Raw genomic sequence first — 11,788 nt, 5'->3', positions numbered from 1 at the left:
CTCCCCTTCAGCTTTGTTACGCGATTTATCATTGTAGTGCATGAGTGTCATGTTCACGTAAATTTGGGTATGAGCGCAAAGAACGACAACGTTTCGACGAGAGGATTCTTCATGACTACCGATCAGCCGATTGATGTTGCGATTATCGGTGGAGGCCCCGCGGGCTATGCTGCCGCCATTTACGCTGCGCGTGCCAACCTGACGACGACCGTGATTGAGCAGGGCATGTCGGGTGGACAGATCGCCACGACCAATGAGGTCGAGAACTATCCGGGCATTCCGCTCTTGAGTGGCGCCGAACTCGGCGAGCGTTTTCAGCAACATGCAGAGGGGCTGGGAGCGCAGGTTACATGGAGCATGGTTACGGGTATCGATTACGATGCCGATGCAGCGCTGTTTACGGTGCATCACGATATGGGCGATACGCTTGCCTCGAGCGTTATCGCTTGCATGGGTGCCACGCCGCGTCCGGCAGGTTTCGCTGGCGAGGATACCTATCGCGGTCGTGGCGTTTCATATTGCGCAACATGTGACGGCATGTTCTTCCGCGGCAAACAGGTCTTTGTAATCGGTGGTGGCAATTCGGCATGCGAAGAGGCACTGTTCCTGTCAGACATTGCCAGCAGTGTGACCATCGTGCTGCGCCGCGACCAGTTCCGTGCGCCTGATGGTGTTGTTCAGAAAGTACTCAAAAAGGACAATATTACAGTTAGGTACCAAACTAGTATTGTTGAGCTTTCTGGTGAAGCGATGCCCACGACAATTACGTTCAAGGACAATGCAAGCGGCAAGACGCATGCTGAGACCTTTGAGCCTGGCTCGTTTGGCATCTTTGTCTTTACCGGGACGCAACCCCATACCGAGCTTGTTGAGCATCTTGTCGACCTGGCGCCTGATGGCGGCATTCTGACTGATGAATCCATGGCGACCCGCACGCCAGGTCTATTTGCTGCTGGCGATATCCGTTCCAAGCGCTTACGTCAGGTTGTGACCGCCGTTTCTGACGGAGCCATAGCAGCAACGAGCGCATACGCGTTTCTCCGCGGATAAGTACGATAATATATCTTATGTAAGGTTGCTATCTTTAAAACAAAGTGGTTGGACGGTGCATCAATGTGCTGTCCAACCACTTTTACTTGCCGGCTATATGGTATGCAAAACTAGATAACCTAGAATACAATATAGCTAATGAACGGAGGATCCTTATGAACCACGCCAAACGCGTTATCCCGATGTCCGATACATCGGTCAGCATTAAGCCTGAGGATATTCAGCCCACTGTGCTGCCCGATGCATTTATTCAGTCCGATATCGTGCGCAAACTTAATACGTTGAGTCTGCCGCGCTATAACCAGTTGCCCAATGTGACGCTCTACCGCGACCAGGTTATTGAGTATGTTGCGCTGTGGATGGAGCCGCTGTCCATTTGCGTTGAGCAGCCTGTCATTACGCCATCGATGATCAATAACTACGTGAAGGTCGGCCTGGTGCCTGCTCCGGTCAAAAAGCAATATGGCCGCGAGCAGATTGCCCGCCTGATCGCTATCTGCATCTTTAAGCAGGTGCTACCTATTGCTGCGGTGCAGGCACTCTTTAACATTCAGCGTTTGAGCTACGATGCCCCGACGGCCTTTGATTATGTGGTCGATCAGCTCGAGGCATCGATTCGTTCGGCGTTTTCCGTCGAGCAGACGCCGGTTCCCGATACGGCGCATCAGGTAACGCGTGAGTCGCTGCTTGTGCGCAGCGCGGTTTCATCCTTTGTTTCGAAGGCTTACTTGATGAGCTATCTCAAGTTCAACGGGTTTAATAGCTAGCCGACGTATAAAACGGGCGGGACAAAGAGCCATCTGTCGCTTTGTCCCGCCCGTTTTTTTGCTTGGTTGGACTTTATTTGCCCGAAGCTACGCCCATGCCGTAGCCGATGATCAGGCCGTGCATCTCGGCGTAATAGGAATCCAGGCCGTTGCAGGGCATGATGATGGTCTTGGAGCCGGGCCAATGTTCGACTATGCGATCAGTAAGCGCCTGGGCTCCAGCTTCGTTCTCAACGTGATCGATGATGACCTCACCGCCCGTAAAGCCCTCGGCTTCCATAGTGTCGATGATCTTGTTGAGCATCTTCTTTTCGCCACGCGTGTGCCCGACGAGTTCGATTTTACCGGCCTCACTCGCCGTGCCCAAAATGCGGATATTGAACTTGTTGGCAATGACGCCGGCTGCCTTAGGGATACGTCCGGCTTTGGCGAGGTTTTCGTAATTGCACAAACTGAAGAGGATTTTGCTGTTCTGTTCAAGGCTATCGAAGTATGCGCAAGCATCCTCGAATGAGACATTCGGATTGCTTGCAAGATAGCGGTCGAACAGCAAGAAAATGAGGTCCATTTTGCCGCCAGCTGCGCGTGAATTGACTAGATGAATCTGTCGGTCGGGCTCCTCGGCAAGAACCATATCGCGAGCCGTGGCTGCCGCGTTGTAGCTGCCCGACACGCCCTCAGAGATCGGCATGCAGATGGTCTTGTCTGCCAATTTGAAGAGCTCGGCCCACTCCCCCACGCTGGGACAAGCGCTCGAAGAGGCATTCGTCTCCGCCTGAACAGCGCAGTTGAGCTCATGAACATCGAGCGAAAGGTCATCGACGAATTCACGCTCCCCCACTCGAATTTTGAGGGGAGCAAATGCAAAGGTGGTATGGGGTGCGATCGGTTGCCAATCGCGGAGGTTGCAGCTTGAATCGGAGATAAGTGCCCAGCTCATAGAGGGTCCTTTCTAATCGTTCCCATTCAATTATAGCCATCTTGCAGACCGATTGGGCCGCTATCTAGTATTCAAAACTAGATAGCGGACTGCACTAAAGGCAAAAGAATGGACCCCATGACTCAAAGCCACGAGGTCCATATCCGTTTGCTTTATCTGAATACTTAGTAGCGCACGAAAATGTAGTTGTTGTTCATGCCGGCGGCAACGGAGCTGATGATAACACCCGTGTTGTAGTCGGAAGCATGAATCATCTGACCACCACCGATGTAAATGCCGGTGTGGTACGAGTTGACCACAACGTCACCGGGCTGCGGATCGGACACACGCGTCCAGCCCATAAAGGTGCCCGTGGTGCCCAGGCGGCAATAGCGACCAGTGAGGCAATAGCTAACAAAACCAGAGCAGTCGAAACTGTTCGGGCCAATTCCGCCCCAGGAATAGGCGCAACCAAGCTTGCTGTATGCACGCGAGACAACAGAACCGCCATCGACGGACTGGCTCGGAGCAGAAGGCGTCGGAGCCGGGGCAGGCGTGGAGGGCTGCGGTGTCGGAGCAGGTGCCGGCGTAGGAGCCGGAGTGTTGCCGCCCTGGTTGTTGTTATTGCTGGTCTGGCCACCGTTGTTGGTGTTCTCGGTCGCACCGGCAGTCTCGTTGCTCACCGTGGCCTTCTCGGCGGTACTGGCGTTGATGCCGGCCTGCAGCGCGGCGTTGGCCTCGGCCTCAGCGGCAAGCTCAGCCTGCAGCTGTGAATCCAGAGAGTTTACGACGTTCTGTGCTTCAGCCTGCTGGGCGTTAAGCTCGTCGACCTTCTTTTGCGTGGTGGCGACGTTCTTTTCCTGCTCGGCCTGCTTATCGGTGAGCTGCTGTTTGAGCTCCTTGACCTCTTGAATGGTCTGAGCCTGCTTATCGGAAACTTTGCCGTAGTAGAACAGACGGTTGAGCATATCGCTCAGGTCATCGACGCCCGTCAGAACCTGAAGCAGGCTCAGACCGCCGGTTTTGTACTCGCCGGCGACATAGGTCGAGAGCTTGGCCTGACCATCGGCGATCTCCTGCTGCTTTTGCGTGATCTCGCCAGCAGTCTGATCGAGCGCCTGCGTCTGCGTGGCGAGTTCATCGTAAATCTGCTGGGTTTGGGTACCGATCTGCTCGAGCTTCGTACGAGCAGCGGCAAGGTCGGATGCGGTATCGGCGTAGGCAGGAGCCGCGAGGCCCAAGCCCAAAACACAAGCGAGGGTTGCCGTAGCAGCGCAGCGTGCCATGTTTCTATGCGTGTTTGCTGTGCGCATGTAGCTTCCTTTCCAGTAACTAAGGGTAACGGCTAGTCCACCGTCACCAGGCTAAAGAGCTCCACATCGTCATCAGACGGCGTGAGCTTCTCGCGCGGGTTGAGAAACGCAAGCTCAAGGATACAACCATAACCGACAAGCTTTGCGCCCATATCTCGCACCAGTTTACCTGTTGCCTCGACGGTTCCGCCCGTCGCGACCAAGTCGTCCAGAATCAACACGGTATCTTTAGAGCTGATAGCGTCGGCATGGATCTCAATTGAATCGGTGCCGTATTCGAGCTCGTAGCTCTGACTTACGGTCTCGCGCGGTAGCTTGCCAGGTTTACGTGCGGGAACAAAGCCGGCGCCAAGGGCTACAGCCACCGGTACGCCAACCATAAAGCCGCGAGCCTCGGGACCCACGACCTTGGTGATTCCCATGCCGGCAAAGTGCTCGACGAGGGCATCGGTCATGGCTTTGAGCGCCTCGGGATTGCCAAAGAGCGGCGTGATGTCCTTAAAGATGACTCCGGGCTCGGGATAGTCGGGGATATCGACGATTTGAGATTCGAAGTCGTACATTGCATGACCTTTCAATGGGTTGCCGAAATTTCAGCAGCGGTTATATGCCCGCGGTGGCGGTGCCGGATTGCGAAGGGGCGACGACCTTGAGCGGCTTTACGAGAGAATCCTCGTGCGAAGCCGGCGCGGCTGTCTCTTCGTTTTTGGCCTTGGTGGACTCGGAGCGAGTGATTTCCTCATCGAGTGCATCGATGTCGGCGTCCTCGACCACGGCGTTGAGCGACTCAAAAACGCGGTTCTTGAGCAGCGCAGTGTGCACACCTTCTGTCAGGTCGTGAAGCTTCTTAAACGCACGCTCGAGTTTGGCGTCGCGCTCGTCATCGGAGGTATCCATTCCGAGCATGCTCACGAGCACCTGCTCAAACATCGAGGACTCGCGGTTGGCGGAAGACACGTACTGACGCAGGTTGCGCGGCTCGATATGGAAGCGTGACAGCTCGGAGCAGTAGCGGATGATCGGGAAATCGCGACCATCGACGAGCTCACGATTTTGCGGACTCTTGATGATGCGAATGAGGTCGTTCTCGGCGAGCGAGCGGATAAACGAAATCTCGACGCCCAGCATATCGGGAATGGTCTCGATGGGATGCAACTTTTGCTTAGTCTCCTTGGGCTCCGTCTTGAGCGGAACATCGGACAGCAAGCCCACCTCGTAGGCGAGCGTCGACAGGTCCGTGGCGTTTTCCAAGCGCTGCTTAATTACGTTGAGCGGCATATAGCGAGTCTTCTGCAAGTGCAGAATGACCTCCAGGCGATCAACGTCCTCCTTGGAGTACTGACGGTATCCCTTAGGCGTACGATGAGGGGTAATGAGCCCCTCATCCTCTAGAAATCTAATTTTTGAGTTCGAAAGATCGGGGTATGCGCCTCGAAGTAGGTTGACGACTTGGCCGATACTCAGATAGTTGCGTTCGGCCATGCCCTACTCACCGGTTTCGATGCGCTCCGGCGTGCTCTCGTGGTAGATGAGCGTAAACGTACCAATCTGGACGGAAGAACCGTCGTGCAGCGGGGCTGCATTGACGATGGCACCGTCGACCCAGGTGCCATTGAGCGAGCCTAAGTCCTCGATGCGAGCGCCGAGGCCCTCGCGAATAATGCGCGCATGGCTGCGCGAAACGGTCATGTCATTGAGGAAGATGCCGTTTGCAGGATCGCGACCGATGGTGGTCACTTCGTCCTCGAGCTCAAAGGCGGCACCAGTCTGCGGACCCTTGACGATGGACAGAACGGGGGCGGTGATGCGCACGTTGGCCATGAGGTCGGGAACGGTGACGTCGCTTGAAGGCACGCGGAATACGCAGGTAGCGTCAGCAGTCTTATCATTCTGAGGCATATTGTTAACCATGTTGTCCATGACAACCCCTAACTTATCGCGGACGTGCCGCAAATAATGAACCGTACGTAATCATACCCCAACGAATCAGTCTTCGATTTCAGGGTTCAGAAAGTCGATGTCCTCGTCCTCGGGATGCGCGAGAGCCTGTTTAATGGCCACTCCGCCCTTAATGGAGTAGATGACAGCCGTGAGCATGGAGAAGATCACGCCGCCGTACACAAAGAAGATGCCGAGGGGCACCGAGCTTCCGTTGAGGCCCGGGAAGGCCGTAAGGGTTGAAGGTAAAAGTTGCAGGCCGTCAACAACGGGGAACCCGAGCAGCATGAGCGAGAATCCGGTCATGAGCAGCGCTGTGGCAATCTTTCCGGGGAAGACGACATCGATGGGGCGACGGTGATAATGACGCACGATAAGCGTGCCGATGCCCAGATAGATGTCGCGGCCAATAATGAGCACGCAGACCCAGATGGGCAGCTCTCCGCGAACCACCAGTCCCAGCACGCCGGTGAACAGCAGCGCACGGTCGCAGATGGGATCCATGACCTTGCCGAGCCATGAGACCGTCTTAGTCATGCGGGCGATCTGACCGTCCATCCAGTCGGTGGAGGCGGCAACGGCGTAGATAACGATGGCGATGACGCGGTTGTTATCCGTCACAAACAGGTACAGAAATACCAGGGTGAGGATCAGGCGCGTAAAGGTGATGAAATTGGAGATCGTAAAGATCTTATTCGACGGGTAATCGGAAGTGCCGATAAGCTCCTTTTTGATCTTCTTTTTGATGCCCACAGGACTCCCCCGCTGGTAAACGACAAAACTGTCGATACTATACCCGTTCCGGCGATGTCTATCCAGCGCAGCCATAGAGAGTCCAGACATGTGGAAGGTGCTTTTAGGCGGCGGGGGATTTCGCGTTCGTGTACATCAGCCTCCAAACATGTCGATTTTGGTGGCTGATGTACACGTTTTGATTCTGTGATTACATCGAGCGGGAACGTTGTTGCTTTAAGCAAAATAATCATGGTGATTAAAAACAAAAAAGGTCAGGCATTAGGTGCCTGACCTACAAACTTCTGGTCGGGACGACTGGATTCGAACCAGCGACCCCTTGACCCCCAGTCAAGTGCGCTACCAAGCTGCGCCACGTCCCGAAGCTTTTGTTTGTTGCTCTGCTCTCGCTCACAACAGGAAGTATATTAACCCGAAACTTTAGACTTGTGCAAGAACTTTTTTTACAAATTTTGAAGCAAGTCCAAAATTGTATCTGCGAGCTGGGGTTTTGTTAGCACGGGAAGCTCTTGCGTACCCGTTGTGCTCACAATCCAGGCCTTGTTAGTGTCGGTTCCAAAGCCCGAATCGGCGCGCGAGACATCGTTGGCGATAATGGCATCGCAGCCCTTGCGGGCCAATTTGCGCTCGGCGTACTCGACAACGTTATCGGTCTCGGCCGCAAATCCGATCACACACCGCTCGCCCTTCTGGCGCGAGAGCTCGGCCAAAATATCGACCGTTTCGACAAGCTTGATGCGATCCAAGCGTTCGTTGGACTTTTTGAGTTTATGGTCGGCAGGGGCCGCGGGGGTGTAGTCGGCGACGGCGGCCGCGCAAATGGCCGCATCGGCCGTCTGGAAGGCGCTCAGGGCCGCCTGGAGCATCTCTGCGGCGGTCTGCACGCGTACGCACGCCACGCCGCGGGGCACATCGAGTGATGTCGGGCCCAACACGAGCGTGACGGCGGCACCGCGGCGTGCGGCCTCCCCCGCCAGGGCGATACCCATCTTGCCCGATGAACGGTTGCCGATAAAACGCACGGGGTCGATCGGCTCGTGCGTGGGGCCGGCGGTAATGATGATGCTTTTGCCTGCTAGGTCCTGAGGTGCCGGGTTGAGCACCTCACAGACAGCCTCGACGATGTCCTCGGGCTCGCTCATGCGTCCCGTGTCCACGTCGCCGCAGGCAAGGTAGCCGCTGCCGGGTCCCACCACATGGACACCGCGCTCGCGCAGCGTGGACATGTTGGCCTGTGTCGCCGGCGCCTTCCACATGCCGTTGTTCATAGCGGGTGCGATCACGATGGGTCGCGGCGTCGCTAGCAGCGTGGTGGAGATAAGGTCATCGGCGATGCCATTGGCCATCTTGGCGATGATATTGGCCGTCGCGGGCGTCACGACCACCAGATCGGGCTCCTGCGCCAGCGAAATGTGGTGGATGGGGTCGGAGGGATCGTCGAATAGGCCCACGGCAACGGGCTCGTTTGTGAGTGCACGGAAGGTTAGCGGCCCCACGAACTCCGTGGCATGCTCGCTCATAACGACCTTGACGCGCGCGCCGCGCTTTTGCAGCAGGCGCACGATATTGCACGACTTATAGGCGGCGATCCCGCCGGTAATGCCCAGCAGGATCGTTTTTCCCTCAAGTTGCATTGAATTGTTGGATGCCGCCATCGTTTAAGCTTCCTTGCTCGGGAGTACCAGGAGGCGGTGGCAGTACGGGCAGTGCGTAATCTCGCTACCGTCGTGGTTGAGGTCGCTCATGGACGATGCCTGCAGCGCGGTGTGGCAGACTGTGGGGATGTTGCCCTGGATGGTCTCGACGGCCAGGCCGCGGAACTGCTTGAGCAGACGCTCGTAGTCGGTGAGCACGTCGGCCGGCAGCGTGGCGGCAAGCGCGGTGCGTTCCTTAGTGGCGGCGTCAATCTGAGCCTGCAGGTCGGCAGCCTTAGCGCGGGCGGCCTTGGTATCGGCCTTCACGCCCTCCTCGAACTTGGCGATAATTGCCTGTGCGCGGGCCTCGCGGTCGAGCGCCTCCTTATGGGCGACAACGACGTCCTTGCGGGTGTGCTCAATCTTGTCCAGACGCTTGGCCAGGGTTGCGAGTTCATTCTCCAGGTCCTGAACCTCACGGTAGTCGGAACCGTCGACGTGGCGCTTCTTGGCAGCCTCAATGGCGTTGTTGGTCTGAATCTCGGTGGTGTTGAGATCGTCGAGCTCAATGTCCAGGTCCTTGCGCTGGGCGTAGAGCTTGGTCATCTCGGCTTTGAGCTTAACGTAGGTCTTACGCTTGGAAGCGAGCTCCTTGAGCTCCGGCATATTGGCAAGTTCACTCTTGTTGCGGGCGAGCTCCAAATCGATCTGTTGCAGCTTGAGTAGCGTAGCGCCGGCGCTCATAAGTTCTCTCCTTTTGTCACAGTCCACCATTGGCAAGGGTTCAGTATTTTAATCGCATGACGGGGGTCGACCCCGGCGTCAACTGCAGAGTTCATCAATATATCAACGAACGGCTCCTCGGAGCGGTCGTGGCCGAGCAAGATCACCGGTAGCCCACGCAAGGCAAGGTCCTGCGCCACGTGATAGCCTGCCTCGCCCGTCACGACAACATCCGCACCGGCGGCGATGGCAAGTTCGCCAAAGTCACCGAGGGAGCCGCCCAGAATGGCGACGGTGCGGCACGAGCGCTCGGCATCGCCCCATACACGCGGGTCGCTTCCGAAGGCCGTGGCAGCACGGGCGGCAAGATCGCGCAGCGTGCACGGGTCGTTGAGCGTCGCAAGCGCGCCAAGGCCGGTCGACTCGGGGTCGTCTACGTGCTCCAGCGAGCTCACGGGCACGGCGTCCAGCAGCTCACTTAGGCAGGCACGCGCCTCGTGCGAGCGGTCCAGATTGGTGTGGAGCGAAATAATGCTCACGCCGCAGCGGGCAGCCTCGTAGAGGGCCGCGCTGCACTGGGGTCGTGTGGCATCCGCCGGACAAAAGGCCTCGGGTGCCTTGATGTATATGGGATGATGCGTCAGCAGCACGTTGGCGCCGGCTTCTTGGGCGCGGCGAGCGTTAGCCACGGTCGCATCGAGTGCGCAGGCAACGCCGGTGATCTCCGCGGCCGGATCGCCAACGGAGAGTCCTACGTGATCCCAGCCCTCGGCGTCCGCTTTGGGATAGCGTGCCAGCAGCGCGCGCTCAAGCTCGGCGACGATCATGCGGCACACACGATCGAGAGCAGCGTCCGGGCGAACTCGTCCAGATCGCTCGGGTTCACGCGGTCATCGAAGGAAATACGCAGTGCGCCCAGCGCCTGCTCGCGACCAATGCCCATGGCGCTGAGCACGTGACTCGGGTCCATGCTGCCGCTCGAGCAAGCCGATCCGGCCGACACCTCAAAACCGGCGGCGTCGAGCTTGATGATGAGCTCCTCGGAGTCTATGCCGTCGACGTAGATCGAAACCATACCCGGCAGACGATCTGCCTGCGCGTAGTCGCCCATGGTGGCGTGAATGCGCGGATGGGCCGTAAGCGTGGCGTAGAGCTTGTCAGAAAGGGCTTGCAGCTTCTCGCGCTCATGGGCCACATGGGGCACCAGCGTACGGGCGGCAGCAGCAAAGGCCAGCTGCGTGCGCAGGTCCTGCGTACCGGCGCGACGTCCGGCTTCCTGTCCGCCGCCAAAGATGCGGGGGCGCAGCGGCGTGCGAGTCTTAACGTAGAGCGCGCCGGAGGCAACGGGACCGCCAATCTTGTGGGCGGCGACGGACATGGCGTCGACACCCAGCTCGGCGGCATCGAGCGGAATATGCAGATAGCCCTGGATGGCATCGGTGTGGAACAGGGCGCCTGCGGTGTGCGCAGCCGCGGCAAGCTCGCGGATAGGCTGCACCACGCCGGTCTCGTTGTTGGCGACCATGATACTCACGAGCGCGACGTCGTCGCCGAGCAAGTCGCTCAGCGCGGCAAGCTCGATGTAGCCCGCACGGCAGGGCTGCACTAGGTCGACGGTAAAGCCGGCGGCGCGCAGCAGCGGCAGGTTGTCCAGGATCGAATCGTGCTCGATGGCGGATACGATAACGCGGTTACGCTTGCGGTCGCGCTGACGAGCGCCCTCGGCAAGACCGAGGAGCGCCAGCTGGTTGGCCTCGGTGCCGCCGTTGGTAAGGATGATCTCGGACGGGCGAACGCGCGCGCCAAAGCTACGGGCAATCTCGCGACGTGCCACCTCCAGGCGCGCGGCGGCCTTGCGGCCGAGCGAATGCAGCGAGTTGGGGTTGACGCCGGCAAGCTCGCTGTCGTCATATTCGCGCTGCGCAAGGAGCGCCTCGGCGCGCATGGGCGTCGAGGCGGCATAGTCAAGATTCACGGGTATGCGGTTTTGACCTGCGGTCATAAGGGTTTATGCCTCCTGTGCAGCCTCGTTGCCCAGCTTCTGCAGCAGCGCAACCTCGGCGGCGGGATCTTCGGACTTAAATACGGCGGAGCCGGCTACGAGCACGTTGGCGCCGGCCTTGACGACCTCGGCGATGTTCTTGGAAGAGATACCGCCATCGACCTCGATCAGGGGCGACACGCCGTGGCGCTCGCACATGGCTTTGAGCTCGTGCAGCTTAGGCAGAGTGCCCGGGATAAAGCTCTGGCCGCCAAAGCCGGGGTTCACGCTCATCAGCAGCACCATGTCGACAACGTCGATGATGCTCTCGAGTACGCACACGGGGGTGGCGGGGTTGAGCACCACGCCGGCCTTGACGCCGCGCTGCTGCAGGTGCGTGAGCGTGCGGTGCAGGTGCGTGGAGGCCTCGTAGTGCACGGTGATCATGTCGGCACCGGCGTCGGCGTACCAATCGACCGTCTCGTCGGGGTTCGACACCATCAGGTGTGCGTCGACCGGTACATCGGTGGAGCGCTTGACGGCCTTAAGGATGTCGACGCCAAAGGTGAGGTTGCCGGTAAAGTGGCCGTCCATGACGTCGAAGTGCACGTAGTCGGCACCGGCGATCTTGTCGAGTTCGCCCTTGAGGTTGGCCATGTCGGCCGAAAGGACAGACGGAGCGATTTTGATGGAACCCATGGTAGAAGCCT

General features: G+C 58.2%; 13 protein-coding genes and 1 tRNA gene. 2 read left to right on the top strand and 12 right to left on the bottom strand.

Translation table 11 applies throughout. The features are described 5' to 3' along the window. Positions 1–111: 111 nt before the first annotated feature. Entirely contained in the window at positions 112–1,050 is a 939-nt protein-coding gene (locus HMPREF9463_RS08220; protein ID WP_035138479.1) for an NAD(P)/FAD-dependent oxidoreductase, read from the top strand. 155 nt (positions 1,051–1,205) lie between these two features. Then, positions 1,206–1,817 carry a DUF1836 domain-containing protein gene (locus tag HMPREF9463_RS08215; RefSeq protein WP_171021459.1) on the top strand — a complete coding sequence of 204 codons (612 nt, stop codon included), beginning with the start codon at positions 1,206–1,208 and terminating at the stop codon, positions 1,815–1,817. Between the two features lie 73 nt (positions 1,818–1,890). Here the strand turns inward: HMPREF9463_RS08215 and HMPREF9463_RS08210 are convergent, their stop codons facing one another. The 12 genes from HMPREF9463_RS08210 to rpe all read right to left on the bottom strand — a co-directional run bounded on the left by HMPREF9463_RS08210 (position 1,891) and on the right by rpe (position 11,777). Then, a complete protein-coding gene (locus HMPREF9463_RS08210; protein ID WP_035138476.1) occupies positions 1,891–2,757 on the bottom strand; it encodes a DegV family protein in 867 nt (288 codons plus the stop codon). Positions 2,758–2,921: 164 nt separating this feature from the next. Continuing rightward, positions 2,922–4,049, bottom strand: a complete 1,128-nt coding sequence (locus HMPREF9463_RS08205; RefSeq protein WP_084591851.1) for a coiled-coil domain-containing protein — start codon at positions 4,047–4,049, stop codon at positions 2,922–2,924. A 32-nt stretch (positions 4,050–4,081) separates the two neighbouring features. Beyond that, complete coding sequence (locus HMPREF9463_RS08200) at positions 4,082–4,612, bottom strand: adenine phosphoribosyltransferase (protein ID WP_035138474.1); 531 nt, start codon at positions 4,610–4,612, stop codon at positions 4,082–4,084. A gap of 40 nt (positions 4,613–4,652) precedes the next feature. After that, entirely contained in the window at positions 4,653–5,531 is an 879-nt protein-coding gene (locus HMPREF9463_RS08195) for a transcriptional regulator FtsR (protein ID WP_035138472.1), read from the bottom strand. A gap of 3 nt (positions 5,532–5,534) precedes the next feature. Continuing rightward, positions 5,535–5,969 (bottom strand): FHA domain-containing protein, encoded by a 435-nt coding sequence (locus HMPREF9463_RS08190; protein WP_084591850.1) that lies wholly within the window; start codon positions 5,967–5,969, stop codon positions 5,535–5,537. A 66-nt stretch (positions 5,970–6,035) separates the two neighbouring features. Beyond that, positions 6,036–6,740, bottom strand: a complete 705-nt coding sequence (locus tag HMPREF9463_RS08185; protein ID WP_035138471.1) for a CDP-alcohol phosphatidyltransferase family protein — start codon at positions 6,738–6,740, stop codon at positions 6,036–6,038. A gap of 285 nt (positions 6,741–7,025) precedes the next feature. Then, positions 7,026–7,102 (bottom strand) — tRNA-Pro (locus HMPREF9463_RS08180). 81 nt (positions 7,103–7,183) lie between these two features. Further along, positions 7,184–8,395, bottom strand: coding sequence for a bifunctional phosphopantothenoylcysteine decarboxylase/phosphopantothenate--cysteine ligase CoaBC (coaBC, locus tag HMPREF9463_RS08175; RefSeq protein WP_232219784.1), 1,212 nt, complete (start codon positions 8,393–8,395; stop codon positions 7,184–7,186). A gap of 3 nt (positions 8,396–8,398) precedes the next feature. Beyond that, the gene (locus HMPREF9463_RS08170; RefSeq protein ID WP_035138469.1) at positions 8,399–9,118 is read right to left on the bottom strand and encodes a zinc ribbon domain-containing protein; all 720 of its coding nucleotides are present in this window, start codon (positions 9,116–9,118) and stop codon (positions 8,399–8,401) included. Then, positions 9,115–9,924, bottom strand: a complete 810-nt coding sequence (locus HMPREF9463_RS08165; protein WP_035138468.1) for a Nif3-like dinuclear metal center hexameric protein — start codon at positions 9,922–9,924, stop codon at positions 9,115–9,117. Before HMPREF9463_RS08165 ends, HMPREF9463_RS08170 begins: the two co-directional genes overlap by 4 nt. After that, the gene (locus HMPREF9463_RS08160) at positions 9,921–11,099 is read right to left on the bottom strand and encodes a cysteine desulfurase family protein (RefSeq protein ID WP_035138467.1); all 1,179 of its coding nucleotides are present in this window, start codon (positions 11,097–11,099) and stop codon (positions 9,921–9,923) included. The genes HMPREF9463_RS08165 and HMPREF9463_RS08160 overlap by 4 nt, the downstream gene beginning before the upstream one ends. A 6-nt stretch (positions 11,100–11,105) precedes the next feature. Further along, positions 11,106–11,777, bottom strand: a complete 672-nt coding sequence (gene rpe / locus HMPREF9463_RS08155; RefSeq protein WP_035138464.1) for a ribulose-phosphate 3-epimerase — start codon at positions 11,775–11,777, stop codon at positions 11,106–11,108. Positions 11,778–11,788 lie beyond the last annotated feature (11 nt).

The sequence above is a fragment of the Collinsella sp. 4_8_47FAA genome (assembly GCF_000763055.1).
Classification (GTDB): Bacteria; Actinomycetota; Coriobacteriia; order Coriobacteriales; family Coriobacteriaceae; genus Collinsella.
Note: the sequence above shows the minus strand (reverse complement) of the source record. Positions and strands in the feature narration are given on the sequence as shown.

Bases quoted from the DNA above. Each gene is read 5' to 3' on its own strand.
- rpe (WP_035138464.1), bottom strand. From the start codon at position 11,777: ATGGGTTCCATCAAAATCGCTCCGTCTGTCCTTTCGGCCGACATGGCC.
- coaBC (WP_232219784.1), bottom strand. From the start codon at position 8,395: ATGGCGGCATCCAACAATTCAATGCAACTTGAGGGAAAAACGATCCTG.
- HMPREF9463_RS08220 (WP_035138479.1), top strand. From the start codon at position 112: ATGACTACCGATCAGCCGATTGATGTTGCGATTATCGGTGGAGGCCCC.
- HMPREF9463_RS08210 (WP_035138476.1), bottom strand. From the start codon at position 2,757: ATGAGCTGGGCACTTATCTCCGATTCAAGCTGCAACCTCCGCGATTGG.
- HMPREF9463_RS08160 (WP_035138467.1), bottom strand. From the start codon at position 11,099: ATGACCGCAGGTCAAAACCGCATACCCGTGAATCTTGACTATGCCGCC.
- HMPREF9463_RS08170 (WP_035138469.1), bottom strand. From the start codon at position 9,118: ATGAGCGCCGGCGCTACGCTACTCAAGCTGCAACAGATCGATTTGGAG.
- HMPREF9463_RS08205 (WP_084591851.1), bottom strand. From the start codon at position 4,049: ATGCGCACAGCAAACACGCATAGAAACATGGCACGCTGCGCTGCTACG.
- HMPREF9463_RS08195 (WP_035138472.1), bottom strand. From the start codon at position 5,531: ATGGCCGAACGCAACTATCTGAGTATCGGCCAAGTCGTCAACCTACTT.
- HMPREF9463_RS08200 (WP_035138474.1), bottom strand. From the start codon at position 4,612: ATGTACGACTTCGAATCTCAAATCGTCGATATCCCCGACTATCCCGAG.
- HMPREF9463_RS08190 (WP_084591850.1), bottom strand. From the start codon at position 5,969: ATGGACAACATGGTTAACAATATGCCTCAGAATGATAAGACTGCTGAC.
- HMPREF9463_RS08215 (WP_171021459.1), top strand. From the start codon at position 1,206: ATGAACCACGCCAAACGCGTTATCCCGATGTCCGATACATCGGTCAGC.
- HMPREF9463_RS08165 (WP_035138468.1), bottom strand. From the start codon at position 9,924: ATGATCGTCGCCGAGCTTGAGCGCGCGCTGCTGGCACGCTATCCCAAA.